Genomic DNA, 19,765 nt, shown 5'->3' with positions numbered 1-19,765 from the left:
ATGATCATCGTTGGTGGATCATGGTGTCGTGATACGTCGTCATGAACTGTCTGATGCTGAGTGGGAGTTCGTCCGGCCGTTGCTGCCCGTGTCGTTGCGGGGGCGGAAGCGGCTGGATGACCGCAAGGTCCTGAACGGGATCGTGTGGAAGTTCCGGACCGGGACGGCCTGGCGGGATGTGCCCGAGCGCTACGGGCCGTGGGCCACGCTGCATACGCGTTTTCGCAGGTGGGCGGCGGACGGGACGTTCGAACGGATGCTGCGGGCCGCGCAGGCGAGGGCCGACGCGGCGGGCGACATCGAGTGGCTGGTGTCGGTCGATTCCACGGTCGTCCGGGCTCACCAGCATGCTGCCGGGGCTCGAAAAGGGGGCTCTGCGACCCGGCCCTCGGCCGGTCCAGGGGCGGTCTGACCAGCAAGGTGCACCTGGCCTGCGACGGCCGGGGCCGTCCGCTCGGCTTCGTCGTGACGGGCGGCAACACCAACGACTGCACCCAGTTCACCGCCGTGATGGACGCGATCAGGGTGCCCCGGATCGGCCCCGGCCGTCCCCGCGTCCGGCCCGATCACGTCCTGGGCGACAAGGGCTACAGCTCCAAGGCGATCCGCACCTGGCTCCGCCGCCGCGGCATCCCCCACACGATTCCCGAGCGGCCGACCAGATCGGCAACCGGGCCCGGCGGGGCAGCCGCGGTGGCCGCCCGCCGGCCTTCGACCGCGAGGCCTACAAGCACCGCAACGTCGTGGAGCGGTGCTTCAACCGTCTGAAGCAATGGCGCGGCATCGCCACACGCTACGACAAGACCGTCCAGTCCTACGAAGCAGCCGTCACCCTCGCCTCACTCCTGATGTGGGCGTGACATTTGACGACAGAACCTAGCGGGGTTCGTTGACTGGCTCTATCCTCGGGTTGCCTTAACGGAGTTTGGTGGATACGAACCGTGACAACCCGGACCGCCAGGTGCGGCTGAGCTTCCTCGGCTGACCAAGGCTGTTCAGCTGGGACGTGCCCCCGACTACGACTGGGAGGTCTCCGGCACCACGGATCCTGTGAACCGTCCCGGTCAGGGCCCGTGGCTCCGTGACTTGAGGGACCGTACGACGGCTTGGCCGCCGCAGCGTTGGACCGGCTCGGCCGCAATGTCGTCGACTGCCGGAACACCGGCTACAAGGTGCGGGGCGAGAACAAGACGCTCGTCAAGTATGGGCACGACGGCGCCTGGACCGTGCCGACGAGAACCGTTTCACCATGGAGGCCTGGGGCGCGCAGACGGAACTGCGCGCGATCCAGGAGGGCTGCCGATACGCGGGCCAGTCAGCCATTGTGATGGCTTCCTCCGTGCGGCCGGAGGAGGCGATGCCTGCCCAGAAGCTGCTGCCGTTGATGGACGACGCCACCATTTCCCAAGCTGTGACGGGTCGTTCTGGGACAACCCGTAGTCTCGCGGTTGTTCGGGACGGACTCGCCCCGAACAACCGCGATGACGGAGTCCGGCCGCAATTAGCAGGCCAGAGCCGGCGTTCTGTCGTCGAGCATCGCGCAGAGCGTTGTGCGTGCTCGCGACACCCGGGATCTGATGGTGCCCACGGGGCACGCGCTGGTGCGGGCCGCGTCGTCGTACGGCATGTCCAGGAGCTGGGTCAGGACGAACGCCTCGCGGCGGTCGTCCGGCAGCGCCTCGACGAGCGACATCAGGGCGATGCCTTCGTCGAAGCCGGGCAGGTCGCGCGGCTGGCTGCACTCCGCGATGAACTGCCAGTCCGGGGTGTCGGCCAGGCGGGGGCGGGAAGCGGCGCGTCGCAGGCTGTCGGCGACCGCTCGTCGGGCGATGGTCAGCAGCCAGGCGCGGGCCGAGCCGCGTCCCTGGAAGAGGTGGACGGTGGACACGGCACGCAGGAACGTCTCCTGGACCAGGTCCTCGGCCACCTGTGAGTCGTCGGCCAGGGCCGTGACATAGCGGCGGACGTCGTGGTGGAGGGCTCGGAAGACATGCTCGAAGGCGTCGGCGTCGCCCGCTGCGGCGCCGAGAGCCCAGGCAGTTACTTCGTCCTCCGTCGCCCCGGTGTGTCTTTGGGCAGGAAGCATGGGACTGCGGTTCCTTCCGGGTGTCCGGACAGGGCGCGGCCTGTGGGCGTGTGCCGGTCCGGAGAATGAGAGATCGCACCCGCGCAGGAGACACGGGGGTGCACGTCGGCGGCGTTGAGCGGCGGACGTGAGCCGGCTGTCAGTGGACAGCGATCTCTCGGGGCGGTCCCCGGGTGACGTGGGTGTCGGAGAGCAGGCGCGACTGCGGGCGCGTGACGGAGCGGTCGTAGGCGGAGGCCGGGGGCGCGGAAGGCAGAGGGCGGAGCGCGTCGAGCAGGAAGAAGGGAAGGGCGACGCGTTCCGCGAGGGCGCGGAGGATCTGGAAGGCGGCACGCTCGCCGCGCGCCAGCCACAGTCCGCACAGCAGTGCCGCCACGACGTGTCCCAGGAGCATGCCCCAGGAGGCGGTCCCGGTCATCGCGGTCATGTCGTGTGCGGACTGGGCCGCGTGGGCTCCGTGGGCGGCATGGGCTCCGTGGGAGGCGTGCCCCATGGCCGCTATGGCGGAGGAGCCGCCTTCCAGATTGGGCAGCGGCATGCTTTCCGTCAGCCCAGCCTGGGCGGCGACGTCATAGGCGCGGGCCGCGGCAGCGGTGTTGCTGTGGGGGCCGCACAGCAAGGCGTCCGCCCATCTGGCTGCGAGGGCGGACTCGCCGTCGGCCCCCACAGCTGTCTGCTGCATGGTCTGGGCGAGCGTGAAGGCCGCGTGCAGGGCCGCCTGCACCGCGACGGTGAACGCGATGACGCCGGCCTGGCCTCGCTCCCTTCCCGCGACGAGCCAGGTCAGCGTGCCCACTCCGGCGAGGCTCAGCCCCAGAGACCACCACGGGAGCGGGGCGTCGGACATGAGGGCGTGACCGAGGGCAGCCAGCGAAACGCACACGACCGCGAAGAGCGCGGACCGTGTGGCGCGAAACCGCCATCCCACCGACATGTTTCCCGATCCTGGCACTGCCCCGCCCACACCTCCATACCGGGTCCCCTTCGGCGTGTTCCGTGCTTTGCCCTGCTGCCCGAAAGCCCACCTCGCCGACATCCGAATGGTCGTACGGCACCGGCTTCCAGTTCCCGGCCATCCGAGAGTTCCGGGTGCATCGGGTGCACGCGGCCGATGCGCCGTGCCTCCACGCTCGGCATCGACCGAGCTTGTTGCCCGGAGGTGCTGGGCATCACCTCGGTACTCGGGCTCCTGGCTCTGCCCGGGGCCGATGGATGTGGAGGAGTGGACGATGACCGGATCACCCGAACCGCTGGCCACCTTCTGCGGCAACTGCAACTGCGGCTGTCCGGAACTGTTCGTCGACGAGGCCGCCCCGCCCGAGCGCCGGATCGTGATCACCGACGACTTCGGGCAGCGGGTGCAGATGAGCGCGGACCAGTTCGGGTCCCTGATCGAGGAGGCCAAGGCCGGCCGCCTCGACGCAGCCGTCAGCGCATGACGGCCACGCGGGTCCGGGGAGTGGGGCTTCCCGGACCCGCGCCCAACCCCGGACCCGGGCGGTGCGGAGATCATCGCTCCGCATCGCGAACCGTGGTGTCAGACCCCTACCGGCTCGATGACGGTGTATCCGGCCTCGGCGATGGCCAGGCGGATCCGGTTGTCGTCGAGGTCTTTGCCGCGGACCTGGACCGTCCCGTCGGGAAGATCGACCTCCACCGCGTCGACGCCCGGTACCTCGGCGACTTCCTCGGTGACACTTGCCACGCAGTGGCCGCACGTCATTCCGGCGACGCGGTAGCGGTTCTCGTTCATGCTCTGCTCCTTGTGTGGGTCCCCTGCCTGTACGGACAGCGGGGGGTCGGCGTTCACCGGCCGCTCGGGCGGCAGTTTCGGTGAGCCGGTCACCACAGGGGTCGTTCGCCGACCCGGGCCTGCTCCCTCCTTCACCCGTACGGGCGCTGTGACGCTGTTCACCCGGCTGCCCAGGAACTTTCGCCGGTTTCTCTTCGACTTCTGGAATACCGCGAGCCGTTGTGTATCGGTTCGTGTCCCGAACGGCGAGGAGCCACCTGTGGAGCAGAAGGCAGACCCTTGGCCCGGGGCGAAGACCGCCCGTTCGCTCCCGCCACCGGCGTTTTGGGCGTTCCTCCTGCTGCTGGGTGTGGTGTTCGCGGGGGCCTACGCGGTGGGCCGGGCCGTTGGGCCGGTCGCGCCGGGGATGCATGGCCCCGGGGTCACGAGTGACTCGCCCTCACGGGACGCGGATACGCCGACGGAGCACGGGGGCGGTCACTGATGGCGGCTGACGTGGTTCCTGTTGTCGTCGCCACCGACCTCACGGTCGGGGGGATGACGTGTGCGGCCTGTGTCCGGAGAGTCGAGCGCAAGCTGGGCAAGCTGGACGGTGTCACGGCGGAGGTGAACCTCGCCACCGGTCGGGCCCGGGTCAGCCATCCGGCGGAGGTGACAACGGAGGAGCTGATCTCCGCGGTTGTCGCGGCCGGTTACACCGCTGAGTCGGTGAAGCCGCGAGAGGAGGAACGGCCCGCCCAGGCCGATGAGGCGTCCGGCGAAGAGGCGCGGCGGGAGAGGGAGCGTCTGCTCGTCACCACCGTGCTGTCGGTCCCCGTGCTCGTGCTGTCGATGGTTCCGGCCCTGCAGTTCGACAACTGGCAGTGGCTGTGTTTCGTCCTCACCGCCCCTGTGGCGACGGCCAGTGCCTGGCCCTTCCACCGTCGTGCGCTGAGCGGTCTGCGGCATTCGACGGCGACCATGGACACGCTGGTCTCGCTCGGCGTCCTCGCGTCGTTCGGCTGGTCCGCGTACGCCCTGTTCCTGGGCGGTGCCGGTATGCCCGACATGCGTATGGGGTTCAGCCTGATCCCCTCGGCCTCCGACGGCATGGCGCACGTCTACCTGGAGGCGGCGGTGGGCGTACCGCTGTTCGTCCTGCTGGGCCGGTTCCTGGAGGGCCGGGCCCGGCGGGGGACCGGGGCGGCGTTGCGGTCACTCGCCCGCCTCGCGGCGAAGGAGGTCACCGTACGCCGGGGTGGCGCGGACGAACTCCTGCCGATCGAGCAGCTGCGGACCGGCGACACCTTCGTGGTGCGCCCGGGGGAGCGGGTCGCCACGGACGGACAGGTGACGGAGGGCAGTTCGGCCGTCGACCTGTCCCTGGTCACGGGGGAGTCCGAACCCGTGGAGGTGGGGCCGGGGGCCTCGGTCACCGGCGGTGCCGTGAACATGGGCGGCCTGCTGCTGGTGCGGGCGACTGCCATCGGCGCGGACACCCAGCTGGCCCGCATCACCCAGCTGGTCACCGACGCCCAGGCCGGCAAGGCCCGCGCCCAGCGGCTGGCCGACACCGTCGCCGGAGTCTTCGTCCCCGTCGTCCTGGCGCTCGCGGCCACGACGCTCGGCTTCTGGCTCGGCGCCGGCGCCGACCCCCAGGCCGCGATCACCGCCGCTGTCGCGGTGCTCGTCGTCGCCTGCCCGTGTGCGCTGGGGCTCGCGACCCCGACGGCACTCATGGCCGCCACCGGACGCGGGGCGCGGCTGGGCGTTCTGGTGAGTGGACCGCAGGCACTCGAAGGGCTCCAGCACGTCGACACCGTCGTGCTCGACAAGACGGGGACCCTGACCTCCGGACGCATGAGCGTCGGCCGGGTCACCGCCGCGCCCGACGGCCCGGGCGCGGACGCGACCGTTCGGCTGGCGGGTGCGCTGGAGCAGGGCTCGGAGCACCCGCTGGGCCACGCGATCACGGCCTTCGCCCGGCGCGCCGCCGGAAACGACGGCCTGCCCGTGGTGACCGGCTTCCGCGCCACGGCGGGCCACGGGGTGAGCGGAACGGTGGAGGGGCGCGAGGTCGAGGTGCTGACACCGGACGGCTCCGAACTGCCCGCCCCACTGCGCGCCGCATGTGAGCAGGCCGATGAGTCCGCCCGTACGGCGGTGCTGGTTCGCGTGGACGCCGCCGCCGCCGCGATCGTGGAGGTCACCGATCTCGTACGGCCCGGCAGTTACCGCGCCGTAGACCGGCTGCGCAGGCTCGGCGTCCGGCCGGTGCTCGCCACGGGTGATCGGGCCCCCGTCGCACGGGCGGTCGCCGAGGAACTCGGCATCGCGGAAGTCCACGCCCGGTGCACTCCCCAGGAGAAGGCCGAACTGGTGCGCCGACTGCGGGCCGAGGGGCGTCGGGTCGCTGTCGTCGGGGACGGCGTCAACGACGCCGCCGCACTCGCCGGGGCCGACCTGGGCATCGCCATGGGCACCGGGACGGACGTAGCCATCGGCGCCGCCGACGTCACCCTCGTACGCGGCGACATCGAGGCACTCGCGGACGCCGTCCGGCTGGCCCGGCATACCCTTGGCACCATCCGCACCAATCTGGTGTGGGCCTTCGGCTACAACGCCGTGACCATGCCCCTGGCCATGGTCGGGCTGCTCAACCCCATGGTCGCGGCCGTCGCGATGTCCCTCAGCTCGGTCCTCGTCGTGGCCAACAGCCTGCGGCTGCGCACCTGGCAGCCCTCACCGGCCGGTAAGTCCCGTCCCCGCCCCCGTACCGCCGCACGGAGCATGGTGTGACGCGCACTGATCCCACCCACGACGCTCCACCGCAGCTCATATCCGTCTCTCGCCGAGGAACCGCGCGTACATGAACTCCTTACCTTCCGCTTCCTCCCGTCTGCGCCGTGCACGCGAGGCGACCGGCACCGGCCTGGTCGTCGCCCTGGTCTCACTCGCCGCCATCGGCTGCCTCTCGGCCTGGGCAGGTGCCGGCCATGCGGGCAGCCCCGCGAAGATCGAGGTCAGGGAAGCCCGGGTCCTGCTACCGGTGATGCCGGGCCGGAACACCAACGCCTACTTCCGCATCGTCAACACCGGTGGTGCGCCTGACCGGCTCCTCTCGGTCACCTCGCCGGCGGTCTCGGCCGCCGAGCTGACCGTGCACCGCATGAACGAGGAGAACGGGGCCTTCCGGGAGAGCTCCGGGAGCGTGGAGGTCCCCGCGGAGGGGGAGGTGGCGATGTCCCCGCACGGCTCGGCGGTGACCGTCCGCTCCGATCCTTCGTGGCGGCCGGGGGAGCGCGTCGCGTTCACTCTCGCATTCCAGCGGTCCGGGACGATCACGGTGGAAGCCGACGTCCGGCCGGTCACCCTGGGGTCCGCACCCTGAAGGCGAGGCGAGTGAACGTCCTTCGTGGTCTTTCGCGATCCCGGCGAAGAATTCCGTCGAGCCCGGGAACCCGGAAGCTCTTGCGCCCGACTTATGGGACAGCGCGGTAGCTGATCCGACGGGACGTCGTCGCTTTCCCTTGAGTCCGCTTCCGGGCGGTGAGGGCGAGTAGGCCAAGCGAAGATCACGACGGTCTCTTCCGTCGGCTTAATTGCCACGCGTTTTCACGCATGTGCCATGGCCGATTCACCGGAGGAGATTTCCGTGCAGGTCGCGATCGTTCTCTACCCCGCATTCACCGCGCTGGACGTCATCGGCCCCTATGAAGTCCTGGGGCGCCTGCCAGGGGTCCGGACCGTATTCGTCGCCGAGAACCCCGGGCTCGTGACCAACGACCTGGGCAGTCTGTCGATCGACGTGGTGAAGCGCTTGGATGAGGTGCCTGCCCCTGATGTGGTGCTGATCGGCGGTGGTCCCGGGCAGGCCGAGCAGATGACGGACGGCGCTCTGCACGCCTGGCTGCGTGATGCCGACCGGACGGCGACCTGGATGACCTCGGTCTGCACGGGCTCGCTGGTGCTGGCCTCCGCCGGGGTCCTGGCCGGTCGGCGTGCTACGACCCACTGGGGAGCGCTGGACCAGCTCACCGAATTCGGCGTGACGCCCACGCCTGAACGCGTCGTCATCGACGGTCACTACGCGACCGGTGCCGGCGTGTCGGCCGGTATCGACATGGCCCTGACGCTGGCCGGTCAGATCTCCGGCGACGACGTGGCCCAGGCCGTGCAACTTCTCATCGAGTACGCGCCGCAGCCGCCGTACAACGCGGGAAGCAGGGAGACGGCCTCGGACGAGGTCGTCCAGACCCTTTTCACCGTCTTCGGCTCCGACGCGCAGGAAGAGAGCGGCTGAGCCACGCTGTTCCTTCTCCGTCGTGTGCAGATTCGATCAGTTCTTTCGCCCATGACGGGAACTCGACCGGACCCCCGTTCGACTTTTGATACGAAGCGGCCACCAACCCTCGATGAGGTCGCTGCCGCTAAGGATGGGTCTTTATGGTCCAGACCTTTTCGGCTCGGGCGGGAAGGAATGCGTGATGCAGACGACGGACGAGCAGTTCGCCGCTATACGTGCGGAGTTCGGCCCCGACTCGCTGGCGCGGGTGGAGGAGATGATGGCGCCAGGTGGAATTCCGAGACATCCGCTCCAAGCGGGCGCGAAGTGGATTCTGCCGGGAATCTCGCAGCGGCCCTGGCACGATCCGCGGAGCGATCCGGCCATCGGCTCGCTGGTCGACGCGCTGGAGAGCGCGCACGGCGCGATCCGTGCCGAGCACGAGCGGGCGTGGCGTACCCGGCGTACGGCGTTCTCCGACTACGAGCACTACCTGACCCGCCAGGATGACTGGCAGTCCCTCTACCTCTACCAGGACGGTCAGCTCAACGTGGCGTCCGCCGACCTGGCCCCCACCGCGTTCGGCGTCATCAGGGACGTCGGCGTCGCCGACAGCCTGATCTGCCCTCTCCTGGAAAGCCACTTCTCCACCCTGCTCCCGGGGTCCCGCATCGCTCCCCACAGCGACCTGTGGAACTTCAGCATCAACCTCCACTTCGCCGTCGACATCCCGGCCGACTGCGACATCACCGTCGCCGGGGAGACCCGCGGTTGGGAAGAAGGACGCTGTCTGCTCTTCGACTACTCCTTCGAGCACCACGCGGAGAACCGCGGTGACCGGCCGCGGACCTGTCTCCTCGTCGACCTCTGGCACCCCGAGACGACCCTGGCCGAACGCCGGGCACTGACCGTCCTGGTGACGGAGGTACGGAAGCTCCTCGCCGACATGTGATCCCTACCGCGCCCCGCACAGGGCCCACCGGCCCCTGCGGGACGTGCTCCCGACGCCCCCTCACGCCCGACGCCGGGGCGGTCTCCGGCATGCCCGCACGCACCGTCCGCTCCTTCCCGGCCCGTACGCCGGATCCACTCCCAGAAAGGGACGATCATGTCCGCGACCGCCGCCGAGCCGACAGCGGGGCGCCGACGCCTCGGCCTCCCCGTGGTCGTCCTGGCGCTCGCCCAGCTCGTCATCTCCCTCGACTACAGCATCGTCTACGTGGCCCTGCCCGAGATCGGCGCGGAACTCGGGTTCTCCGACCACGACCTCCAGTGGGTGGTCAGCGCGTACGTCGTCACCACGGGCGGCTTCCTGCTGCTCGGCGGGCGCGCGGCCGATCTCCTGGGCCGTCGCCGGATGTTCGTCCTCGCCACGGCGATATACGCCGCCTCCTCCCTGGTAGGAGGGCTGGCCCAGTCGCCCGGAGTGCTGCTCGCCGTCCGCGCGGCGCAGGGCATCGGCGGCTCCCTGCTGTTCCCCGCCACGCTGTCGCTGATCAACACCACGTACGCCGAAGGCCCGGTGCGTAACCGAGCGCTCGCGATCTGGGGCGCCGCCGGAGCGGGTGGCCTGTGCTTCGGCTCGCTGCTCGGCGGTGTCCTGGTCCACGGGTACGGCTGGCCCTCGGTGTTCCTGGTCAACGTTCCCGTGGCCCTCGCTCTGGCAGTCCTGGGACGGATGCTCTTTCCGGCCGATCAGCCCCGGGACCGCACACGCCGCTTCGACGCGGCCGGGGCCCTGGTCGCCACCGCCGGACTCACCCTGGTCGTCTTCCTGCTGGTGTACGCGCCCGCCCAGGGCTGGACGCGTTCCGCTTCCCTTGCCGCGGCAGGGATGGGGCTGGTCTTCCTTGTCCTCTTCGCCGCCATCGAGCGCCGAGCGCCCGACCCGCTGGTGCCCGTGCGCCTCTTCCTGAACCGGGGGCTGGTCATGGCCACGGCGGTCGCGGCCCTGTTCAGCGCGACGTTCAGCTCGCTGCCCTATTTCCTCACCCTGTACTTCCAGGCGGTGCGGGGCTACGACGCGTTCGTCACGGGCCTCTGCTTCCTGCTTCCGGCCGTCGTCGTCGCGGCGGGCACCCAGGCAGGGCCGCCCGCTGTCGCCCGCTTCGGGATGCTGCGGCTACTGGTGGGCGGACTGGCAGCCGGCGCCGTCGGCGCACTCGCCCTGATTCCCGCCGTCTCGTCGGACGGCTCCTACCTGTCGCTGCTGCCGGGGATCGTGCTCATCAGTCTGGGGCAGGGCTCCGCGTGGACGGCCCTGTGGATCGCCGCGGCCTCAGGGATCGCTCCGGGGGACCAGGGCATCACCTCCGGGATCGCGTCCACCTCGCTCCAGGTCGGCGGTGCCGTCGGCCTCGCGCTGCTGGTCGCCGCAGCCTCCGGCATCGGCCAGCAGTCCTCGGCGGCGGACCTCCTCGACGGCATCCGGACCGCTCTGTTCGTGATGTCCGGGGCCTTGGCGCTCGGCGCGCTCACCGCCCTCATGGCCCGGAGGGCGACCTCCTCGTGAACGCTCCGACACCCGCTTCCCCACCACTGGCCAGGAGAACGATGACTGTGTCTTCCGCCGAGCGGTCCGACCGCGCCGCCGTGCTGTGCGGCGTCGGAGGGGTGCTGCCCCGACGCAGGGTCGACAACGCCGAGCTGGCTGCTCGGCTCGACACCGACGACGCCTGGATACGCACCCGGACCGGCATCCGGTCCCGGCACATCGCGGCCCCGCACGAGGCCACCTCCGACCTGGCCGTGGCCGCAGGCGGCCGGGCCCTCGCCAACTCCGGTATGGACAGGGCCGATGCCGTCGTGGTGGCCACCACCACCCCCGACCGGACCTGTCCCGCCACGGCTCCGCTGGTCGCCGCGCGGCTCGGACTGACCGGGGTGGCGGCATTCGATGTCGGCGCGGTGTGCACCGGGTTCGTCTACGCCCTGGCCGCCGGCGCGGGCCTGATCACCTCGGGCGTCGCAGATCGTGTCCTGGTCATCGGCGCGGACGTGTACTCCCGCATCGTGGACCCGGACGACCGGCAGAACGCGGTGGTGTTCGGGGACGGTGCCGGAGCCCTCGTCCTGCGCGCCGGGTACGCCGACGAGCCCGGGGCGTTGAGTGCCTTCGACCTCGGCAGCGACGGCGCCCACGAAGACATGATCACTGTCGCGGCCGGCGGCTCCCGCCTCCCCGCCGACCCGTCCCGTACCGCACACGCTGAACGCCACTTCGCCATGCGGGGCAAGGAGGTCTTCCGGCATGCGCTGACCCGGATGACGGAATCGGCGCGCACCGTGCTGAAACGCTCCGGCCTGACCCCGGACGACGTCGACCGGTTCGTACCGCACCAGGCCAACCTCCGCATCCTGCGCACCGTCGCCATCGACCTCGGCCTGCCCGCCGACCGCTGCGCCAGGCATGTGGAGCGGGCCGGAAACACCGGAGCAGCCTCCATCCCGCTAGCCCTCACCGACGACCACACGCACCGGTCCCTGCGACCGGGCGACCGGGTCCTGCTCACCGCCTTCGGAGGCGGCCTCACCTGGGGCTCCTGCCTCCTTACGTGGCCGGATCTGCCCCCGGCCGCCGAACCCGCCCACCACGAAGAGGAATCCACCCCGTGACCGCCACCTACAAGCAGTTGGTGTCCATCCTCACCACCCTGCACGGAGCTCCCGCCGACCACTTCCGGCCCGAGGCGACCTACGCCGACCTCGACGTCGACTCGCTGACGATGGTCGAGATCAGCATCCACATCGAGCGCCACCTCGGCGTGACCGTCGACGACAGCGAGCTCGTTCCCGACCTCACCCTCGGCGCCACCGCGGAGCTGATCGATGCCCGACTGGCCGCCTGAACCGACCACGGCCCGTACCCCCGCCACCGAACCGGAAGGAGCGCCACCATGCGCATCACCGACACCACCACCGCCATCGGCGCGTCCGTAGAGGACTTCGACCACACCTCGGCGTCCGAGGACGACATCTCGGCTCTCAAGGAGGCCGTCTACCGACGCAAGATCGCCGTCCTCAAGGGACAGGACCTCTCCCCGCAGGCGTTCCTGGAGCTGGGCCGCCGACTCGGCCGCCCCGAGACGTACTACGAGCCGATGTACCAGCACCCCGACGTCTCCGAGGTGTTCGTCTCCTCCAACGTCCCCGAGAACGGCAAGCAGATCGGCGTCCCCAAGACCGGCAAGTTCTGGCACGCCGACTACCAGTTCATGCCCGACCCGTTCGGCATCACCCTGATCTACCCCCAGGTCATACCGGCCAAGAACCGTGGCACGTACTTCATCGACATGGGCGCCGCCTACGAGAGGCTCTCGAAGGACCTCAAGGACGAGATCGACGGCACGCACTGCCTTCATTCCGTGCGCAAGTACTTCAAGGTCCGCCCGCACGACGTCTATCGCCCTCTCTCGGAGATCATCCAGGAGGTCGAGGAGAAGACCCCCGCCGTCCGCCAGCCCACTGTTTTCACCCACCCCATGACCGGCGAGAAGGTGCTCTACCTCAGTGAGGGGTTCACCGTCGGCATCGAGGACGAGGACGGCAACCCGCTCGATGAGGAACTGCTCCAGCGGCTCTTCGAAGCGACCGGGCAGCTCGACCGCTCCTTCGAGCACGAGAACATCCACCTCCAGAGCTTCGAACAGGGCGACCTGCTCGTCTGGGACAACCGCAGCCTCGTTCACTGCGCCCGGCACACCACCACACCTGAGCCCACGGTCTCCTTCCGCGTGACCGTCCACGACGAGCGCAAGCTCCACGCGGGCCTGGAGGCGGCATGACCGCCACGGACACGACCGCGACACGGTTCTTCGCCACGGACGAGGACCTGCTGCCCCGGGTGCTCGCCCCGTACAAGGACCACTGCCGCTATCTGCTGAGTGCCGAGGTGTCCGCCCTGCCCGGCGGGCTCACCCGGGTGCGCGCGACCTTCGCGATCGCGGAGTCCTGCTACATCGACGACACCGGTCATCTGAACGCGGTCGAAGTGAACATCGCCTACAACCAGATGATGTATTACCTCGTTGCCAAGTCGGTCAAGGAAGGGCTGCTGACCGGCTTCGAGAGCTGGACGCTGGAGGACTTCTGGCGTCACCAGCTCCCCGACATCCTCATCGCGCGCTTTGCCTCCCGCTTCCAACGGCCCATCGACGCCAGGGACTTCCACGGCGAGATGGAGTTCCGCTCCGTCGAGCGACGTGCGCCCGGCGGCAAGCCGCTCCTCATGGCCACCACCGCCTACCGCTACGGCGACGCCCGGGGTGGCCGGTGCGACGGCGACGGCACCCTCGCCTTCGTCAACATCACCTGACCCCTCCCCGCCCGCCAGCGCGGGCCGGCACCGGACGGACATCACGCATGGCATCCCCCGACAGCCCGCAGACGGGCGACCGGCTGCACCACGGCCTCACGACACTGACCGACACCGCCCGCTTCCACGCCGAACACCGGCCGGACACCCCGGCCGTCATCTGCGGCGACACCACCCTCACCTACGCGGATCTGCACCGCGAGAGCGACCGGGCCGCGCGGGCGTTGCGTGCGGAGGGGCTGACGGCGGGGGACCGGGTCGCCTACCTCGGCAAGGAGTCCGAGCGCTATTACGAGGTCCTCTTCGCCTGCGCCAAGACCGGCACGGTCCTCGTCCCGGTCAACTGGCGGCTCACCTCACCCGAGGTGAGCCACATCCTCCAGGACTCCGCCACCCGGCTCCTCTTCCTCGAGGAGGAGTTCCGCACCGTCGTGGACGGCATGCCCACCACCTCGCCCGAACACATCGTGGCGCTCGACACGGACGACGGGTACACCCTCTGGAAGGCGACCGGCACCGGAGTCGGCGAGGCGTACCCGGCCACCCGTGACACCCCGGTGGCCCAGCTCTACACCAGCGGCACCACCGGGCTCCCCAAGGGCGTCGTCCTGGCCCACCGCAGCTTCTTCGCCATCGCGGACGCCATGGCCGAGGCGGACGTGGACTGGATCGACTGGCGGGCCGGGGACATGGCGCTGATCGGCATCCCCGGGTTCCACATCGGCGGCCTGTGGTGGGCCACGCAGAACTTCAACGCCGGCACCACCGTCGTGTCCATGCCCGCCTTCGACGCGGCCCTGGCGGTCGAGCTGATCCACCGGCTCGGCATCACCACCGCCTGCGTCGTTCCCGCCATGCTGCGAATGATGCTGACCCGGCCCGGCGTCACCCCGGCCGACTTCGCCACCCTCCGCAAGATCGTCTACGGCGGATCCCCGATCTCCGAAACCCTGCTGGAGCAGAGCCTGGCCGTGTTCCGCTGTGAGTTCGCCCAGATCTACGGCCTCACCGAGACCGGCAACACCGCCGTCTGCCTGCCGCCTGCTGTCCATGAACCCGGGTCGCCCCTCATGCAGGCCGCGGGCCGCCCTTACCCGGGCGTGCGCGTCCAGGTGATCGACGACCACGGCACCGCGTTGCCGCCCGGAGCCGTCGGCGAGGTCTGCCTCGCCACCCCGGCGCACATGGTCGAGTACTGGAACCTCTCCGACAAGACCGCCGAGACCCTCGTCGACGGCTGGATACGCACCGGGGACGCCGGCTTCGTCGACGAGGACGGCTACGTCTTCATCCGCGACCGGATCAAGGACGCCATCCTCGTGGCCGGGGAGAACGTCTACCCGGCGGAGATCGAGAACGTCCTGGAACACCACCCCGGCGTCGCCGAAGCCGTGGTCGTCGGCGCGCCGGACGAGCGGTGGGGCGAGTACGTCCACGCCTTCGTCGTCCCCGCCGACCGGGGCGGAGCACCCGTCCGCGCCCGCGACCTCCACACCTTCCTCACCCCCCGGCTGGCCGCTTTCAAGCTGCCCGCGAAGTACGAGTTCATCGACCACGTGCCCCGTAACCCCAGCGGGAAGATCCTCCGCCGCGAACTCCGCGACCGCTTCTGGGACAACGCCGACCGCAAGGTCAACTGAGCGCTGCCCACCGGCAACCGCACACCGCGCACGGAGAAGGGACCACCATGCCCGCAGCCCTCACCCTCCAGCAGTTCCGGGCCGATCTCGCCGAACTGCTCTACCAGGAGCCCGAAGAGGTCGACCTCGACGACAACCCCGTCGGCGCGGGGCTCGATTCCCTCCGCCTCGTCACGCTCACCGAGCGCTGGCAGGAGTACGGCATCGACGTCTCCTTCATCGACCTCGCCGAACTCCCCACCTTTCAGCACTGGTGGCAGCTCCTGGACGAACGGCAGCGAGCACGACAGGAAGCAGGAAATCATGGCACCGCCTGAACACGCTCTTCGCCGCCACCCGCTGCTCGGTGCCCAGGAGGGCATCTGGACCGGGCACCAGCTCGACCCCTCCAGCCCCGCCTACAACACCGCCGAGTACGTGGTGATCGAAGGCCCGGTCGACGTGGACCACTTCGAAGCCGCCCTGCGCCGGGCGGTCGAGGAGACCGAGGCACTGCACTGCGTCTTCACGGCGGACGAGGAGGGCCGCCCCGGGCAGGTCGACACAGCCACACCCGGGTGGCACCTCCACACCGCCGACCTCTCCGAGGCACCCGACCCCCACGCCGCCGCACTGCGCTGGATGGACAAGGACATCGCCCGCCCCGTCGACCTGACCCACGGCCCGCTGTTCGGCCATGCCCTGTTCCGGCTGGCCCACGACCGGCACCTCTGGTACCACCGCGTCCACCACATCGCGCTCGACGGCTTCGGCCTCTCCCTCGTCGCCCGCCGCGTCGCCGACCTCTACACCTCCCTCGTGGCCGGCACCGAGCCGGGCCCGAGCGGCTTCGGCACACTCGCCTCCGTACGGGAGGAGGAGGCCGCCTACCGTGCGTCCGAGCAATTCGCCCGTGACCGGGACCACTGGAACCGCAGGTACGCCGACCGGCCCCAGGTCGCCACCCCCGCAGGCCGCTCCGCACTCCCGGCCGCCTCCTTCCTCCGGGACACAGCCGATCTCGACGCGGGAGAGACGGCAGCGCTGCGCGCCACCGCCCGCGCCCTGAAGGTGTCCTGGTCGGAGATCCTCCTCGCCGTGACCGCCGCCCACCTCCACCGCGCCACCGGGGCACCGGAGATCGTGCTCAGCGTGCCCGCGATGGGCCGCTTCGGATCGGTGTCCCTGCGCGTGCCCGCCATGGTCCGCAACGTCCTGCCGCTGCGCGTGCCCGTCGGCCAGGACGACAGTCTGCGGACCCTGGTCACCACCGTCTCCCGGGAGATACGCGCCGCTCTGCCGCACCAGCGCTACCGCTACGAGCAGATCCGCCGCGACCTGCGGCTCGTGGGCGGCGGGCGACGCCTCTCCGGCCCCGGCGTCAACATCATGCCCTTCGCCTACGATCTGCGCTTCGCCGGACACCGCAGCACCGTCCACAACGTCTCGGCCGGCCCCGTCGACGACCTCGCCGTCAACGTGTACGACCGTTCCGAAGGCACCGGCCTGCGCTTCGCCGTGGACGCCAACCCCGACCTGTACACCGCCGACGACGTGAGGGAGCACCGCAGGGCGCTGTTCACCCTGCTGACGGAGGCGGTCGCCGAGCCCGAACAGCCGCTCACCGCCCTGCCCTCCGCGCGGACCACCAGCGGCACACCACCGATCCACGTGCTGGAAGGTGACCCGCTGCCCGCGCCGCCACTCCCCGTGCTCTCGCTGATCGCCGACCACGCGGCCCGCCGCGGCGGTGCGGTGGCCGTCGAGGAGGGCGGGCGGAGCCTCACGTACGCCGGTCTCTTCGGCGAAGCCCGCCGCTTCGCCCACCGACTCGCCGGACGCGGTGTGAGCAGCGGCGACCGGGTCGCCATCGTACTGCCCCGGGGCATCGAAGCCGTCACCGTCCTGATCGGCACCATGGCCGCCGGGGCCGTCTACTGCCCCTTCGACCCGAGCGCCCCGGCGGACCGTACCGCCGCCCTGCTCACCTCCGCCGCCCCCGCCCTCGTCGTCACCGAACAGCGGTACGCCCATCTCTTCCCCGACAGCGAGATCCTGCTGACCAACGGCCCGCGAGGTACGGAGCCCGAGCGCGCGGGACTCACCGCGCCGGGACCGGACGACCTGGCCTACCTGCTCCACACCTCCGGCTCCACCGGGCAGCCCAAGGGCGTCGAGGTCGGGCACGGCGCACTGGCCCACTTCATTGCCGCCGCCGGCCTCCGCTACGGGCCCGGGCGCACCGACCGCGTCCTCCAGTTCGCGCCCCTCCACTTCGACACCAGCATCGAGGAGATCTTCCTGACGCTGTGCTCCGGCGCCACCCTGGCGATCCGCGAGCCGGACATGACGGACTCGATCCCGCACTTCCTCGCCGTGTGCGAGCGCCTGGCCGTCACGTTCCTCGACCTGCCGACCGCGTACTGGCACGAAGTGGCCTACGCCCTGTCCACCGGTGCGGCCACACTGCCGGGCAGCGTACGTACCGTCGTGATCGGCGGCGAGGCGGCCCTGCCCGAGCGGGCGGCCCGGTGGCGCAAGGCCGTCGGGACGGACGTTCGCCTGGTCAACACCTACGGGCCGACCGAGGGAACGGTGGTGGCCACCGCAGCCGACCTCAACGACCCGGCTCTCGCCCCCGATGACACCCCCGTGGGCCGCCCACTGCCCGGCAGCCGGGTCGCCGTGATCGACGGCGAGCTGTACCTGCTGGGTCCCGCGCTCGCCCACGGCTACCGCAACCTGCCGGAAGAGACCACCGCGCGATTCGTGCGGCTGGACGGTCTGCCCGCCGCGCCACGCGCCTACCGCACCGGCGACCGCGTGGAGGTCGGGGCGGACGGTCTCCTGCGCTATCTCGGCCGCGTGGACGACGAGTTCAAGATCAGCGGCCACCGGGTCCAGCCTGCCGAGGTCGAGAGCGCCCTGCTCGCCCACCCCGGCATCAAGGACGCGGCCGTGGTGGGGCAGGTGCTGCCCGACGGTGCCCGCAGGCTCACCGCACACCTGGTCCCTGCCGAGGACCCGCCCTCGCTCTCCGCGGTACGCGACCACCTCAAGGCCCGGCTGCCCGCGGCGATGATCCCCACCTTGCTCAGCTTCCTGCCCCGCCTGCCGCGCACGGCGTCCGGCAAGACGGACCGCACCGCCCTGATCGAACGGATCCCCTCGCCGGGAGCCGCTGACGCCACCTCAGGGGACGACACGCTGACGCAGGCCGTCACCGATGTCTGGCGGCAGGTACTGGCGGCCGGTGACCTCACCGAACACGACGACGTCTTCGACCGCGGGGCCCAGTCCCTCCAGGCCATCCAGGCCGCCAACCGCCTGGCCACCGAGCTGGGGAGGGAGGTGAAGGTGGCCTGGCTCTTCCAGCACGCCACTTCCGCCGCCCTCGCCGCGTTCCTGGCCACCGAGTCCGGCTCCCGTCCGGGCGACCCGGCGACCGGGTCCGTACTGCCGTCCACCCTGGCCGCCGACACCGTCCTCGCCCCCGACATCCGACCGGGGGGCGACACGGCCGCCTGGCCGCCCCGGAGAATCCTGCTCACGGGGGCCACGGGCTTCGTCGGTACCCACCTGCTCGCCGAACTGCTGCGCCGCACCGCTGCCGAGGTCGTCTGCGCCGTACGGGCGGCAAGCCCCGAAGCAGCCCGGGAACGTGTCCACTCGGCACTGGTGGCGGCCGGCCTGTCGCTGTCGCCGGACCAGCACCGCCGGGTGATCCCGCTCCCGGCTGACCTCGCCCGGCCTCTTCTGGGCCTGGAGCAGGGGCAGTTCGACGACCTCGGGACCACCGTCGACGCCATCGTCCACAACGGTGCGGCGGTGAGTGTCGTCCGCGACTACACCGCGCTCCGCCCGGCCAACACCGACTCCACCCACGCCCTCCTGCGGCTGGCCGCACCGCGACGCGTCCCGCTGCACTACGTCTCCACCCTCTCGGTCGGCCCGCCCCGTGCCCTGAGCCCCGAGTTCCCGGAGTCGTTCCTCGCCGCCCACAACGGGCTGCGCTACGGATACCAGCAGACCAAGTGGGCCTCCGAACGCCTTCTGGAACAGGCCGCCGAGCGCGGTCTGCCTGTGACCGTTCACCGGCTCGGCCGCGTCGTCGGACCGATCGGTACGGGAACGGTCAACCGCCAGGACTTCCTGTGGACGGTCCTGCGCGCCGGAGTACCCGTCGGCGTCGTGCCCGACCTCTTCACGGAGGAGTCGTGGACCCCGGCCGACCGGGTGGCCGCCGAGATCGTGGCGACCGGCCCCGGAACGCGGCGCCCGGCCGCGGTGGTCCACCACCACGCGGGAACCCCGGTACGCCAGCAGGACCTGCACCGCTGGCTGCGCGAGTACGGCTACGCGGTCGAGACGCTCTCCCTGGACACCTGGCGGGAGCGGATATCCCAGGACACCGAGGACGCCGCAGCGGTCCTGGCGTTCTTCGACTCCCTGCCCGAAGCACCGATCGGCACGGACGGAGACCTCGCCCTGGCAGCCGTTCAGGCCGACCACGTGCGCACCGGCCTCACGGCAGCGGCAGGTTCTCTCCCGCCCGATCACCCGGTGATCGTCCGGGCTGCCTTCTTCCGGCAGCTGGACCACTGCGTGGCCCGGGGCGATCTCCCGGCCCCGACCGCGCCCGGCTCCCATGAGCCGGGAACTGGCGCCGACTCCCGTCCGACTTTTGATGCGAACCCCGGCCATGGGCCGGCCATGAACTAGGAGCACA

At 70.7% G+C, this 19,765-nt stretch carries 16 protein-coding genes and 1 pseudogene; 14 read left to right on the top strand and 3 right to left on the bottom strand.

All coding sequences use genetic code 11. From position 1 onward, the window contains the following. Positions 1-31 precede the first annotated feature (31 nt). Positions 32-860 (top strand): annotated as a pseudogene (locus WQO_RS35600) (IS5 family transposase). Positions 861-1,501: 641 nt separating this feature from the next. Here WQO_RS35600 and WQO_RS03835 read toward each other — a convergent pair. Both WQO_RS03835 and WQO_RS03830 read right to left on the bottom strand, forming a co-directional pair. Further along, complete coding sequence (locus tag WQO_RS03835; protein WP_010056122.1) at positions 1,502-2,086, bottom strand: sigma-70 family RNA polymerase sigma factor; 585 nt, start codon at positions 2,084-2,086, stop codon at positions 1,502-1,504. A 139-nt stretch (positions 2,087-2,225) separates the two neighbouring features. Further along, entirely contained in the window at positions 2,226-2,933 is a 708-nt protein-coding gene (locus WQO_RS03830; protein ID WP_237274100.1) for a hypothetical protein, read from the bottom strand. Between the two features lie 382 nt (positions 2,934-3,315). Here WQO_RS03830 and WQO_RS03825 point away from each other — a divergent pair, with 382 nt between their 5' ends. Next, complete coding sequence (locus WQO_RS03825; RefSeq protein ID WP_010056124.1) at positions 3,316-3,525, top strand: hypothetical protein; 210 nt, start codon at positions 3,316-3,318, stop codon at positions 3,523-3,525. Between the two features lie 98 nt (positions 3,526-3,623). On the opposite strand, the gene WQO_RS03820 is transcribed toward WQO_RS03825, so the two are convergent. Then, entirely contained in the window at positions 3,624-3,839 is a 216-nt protein-coding gene (locus WQO_RS03820) for a heavy-metal-associated domain-containing protein (RefSeq protein ID WP_029181857.1), read from the bottom strand. Positions 3,840-4,322: 483 nt separating this feature from the next. Here WQO_RS03820 and WQO_RS03810 point away from each other — a divergent pair, with 483 nt between their 5' ends. From WQO_RS03810 to WQO_RS03755, 12 genes are all read left to right on the top strand, one after another. Next, positions 4,323-6,617, top strand: coding sequence for a heavy metal translocating P-type ATPase (locus tag WQO_RS03810; RefSeq protein WP_010056129.1), 2,295 nt, complete (start codon positions 4,323-4,325; stop codon positions 6,615-6,617). Positions 6,618-6,687: 70 nt separating this feature from the next. After that, positions 6,688-7,209 carry a copper chaperone PCu(A)C gene (locus WQO_RS03805; protein WP_010056130.1) on the top strand — a complete coding sequence of 174 codons (522 nt, stop codon included), beginning with the start codon at positions 6,688-6,690 and terminating at the stop codon, positions 7,207-7,209. A 264-nt stretch (positions 7,210-7,473) separates the two neighbouring features. After that, the gene (locus tag WQO_RS03800) at positions 7,474-8,121 is read left to right on the top strand and encodes a DJ-1/PfpI family protein (protein WP_010056131.1); all 648 of its coding nucleotides are present in this window, start codon (positions 7,474-7,476) and stop codon (positions 8,119-8,121) included. A gap of 184 nt (positions 8,122-8,305) precedes the next feature. Further along, the gene (locus WQO_RS03795) at positions 8,306-9,055 is read left to right on the top strand and encodes an aspartyl/asparaginyl beta-hydroxylase domain-containing protein (RefSeq protein WP_010056132.1); all 750 of its coding nucleotides are present in this window, start codon (positions 8,306-8,308) and stop codon (positions 9,053-9,055) included. A gap of 156 nt (positions 9,056-9,211) precedes the next feature. Beyond that, entirely contained in the window at positions 9,212-10,615 is a 1,404-nt protein-coding gene (locus WQO_RS03790) for an MFS transporter (RefSeq protein WP_010056133.1), read from the top strand. A gap of 41 nt (positions 10,616-10,656) precedes the next feature. Then, a complete protein-coding gene (locus tag WQO_RS03785; protein WP_032747339.1) occupies positions 10,657-11,718 on the top strand; it encodes a beta-ketoacyl-ACP synthase III in 1,062 nt (353 codons plus the stop codon). After that, positions 11,715-11,951 carry an acyl carrier protein gene (locus WQO_RS03780; protein WP_010056136.1) on the top strand — a complete coding sequence of 79 codons (237 nt, stop codon included), beginning with the start codon at positions 11,715-11,717 and terminating at the stop codon, positions 11,949-11,951. The genes WQO_RS03785 and WQO_RS03780 overlap by 4 nt, the downstream gene beginning before the upstream one ends. A gap of 48 nt (positions 11,952-11,999) precedes the next feature. After that, positions 12,000-12,887: a (3R)-3-[(carboxymethyl)amino]fatty acid oxygenase/decarboxylase gene (gene scoE, locus WQO_RS03775; protein ID WP_010056138.1), complete on the top strand. Its 888-nt coding sequence runs from the start codon at positions 12,000-12,002 to the stop codon at positions 12,885-12,887. Then, a complete protein-coding gene (gene scoD, locus WQO_RS03770; protein ID WP_010056140.1) occupies positions 12,884-13,417 on the top strand; it encodes a (2E)-enoyl-ACP glycyltransferase in 534 nt (177 codons plus the stop codon). Before scoE ends, scoD begins: the two co-directional genes overlap by 4 nt. Before the next feature lie 47 nt (positions 13,418-13,464). Then, on the top strand, positions 13,465-15,057 hold the full coding sequence (locus WQO_RS03765) for a long-chain-fatty-acid--CoA ligase (protein ID WP_010056141.1): 1,593 nt from the start codon (positions 13,465-13,467) through the stop codon (positions 15,055-15,057). A 47-nt stretch (positions 15,058-15,104) separates the two neighbouring features. Then, on the top strand, positions 15,105-15,374 hold the full coding sequence (locus tag WQO_RS03760; RefSeq protein ID WP_010056142.1) for a phosphopantetheine-binding protein: 270 nt from the start codon (positions 15,105-15,107) through the stop codon (positions 15,372-15,374). Beyond that, positions 15,361-19,758, top strand: coding sequence for a non-ribosomal peptide synthetase (locus WQO_RS03755; RefSeq protein ID WP_010056143.1), 4,398 nt, complete (start codon positions 15,361-15,363; stop codon positions 19,756-19,758). Before WQO_RS03760 ends, WQO_RS03755 begins: the two co-directional genes overlap by 14 nt. Positions 19,759-19,765: the final 7 nt, after the last annotated feature.

It is taken from the genome of Streptomyces globisporus C-1027 (assembly GCF_000261345.2).
Lineage (GTDB): Bacteria > Actinomycetota > Actinomycetes > Streptomycetales > Streptomycetaceae > Streptomyces > Streptomyces pakalii.
The sequence above is the reverse complement of the archived record's forward strand: the minus strand, read 5'-3'. Positions and strand labels throughout refer to the sequence as shown.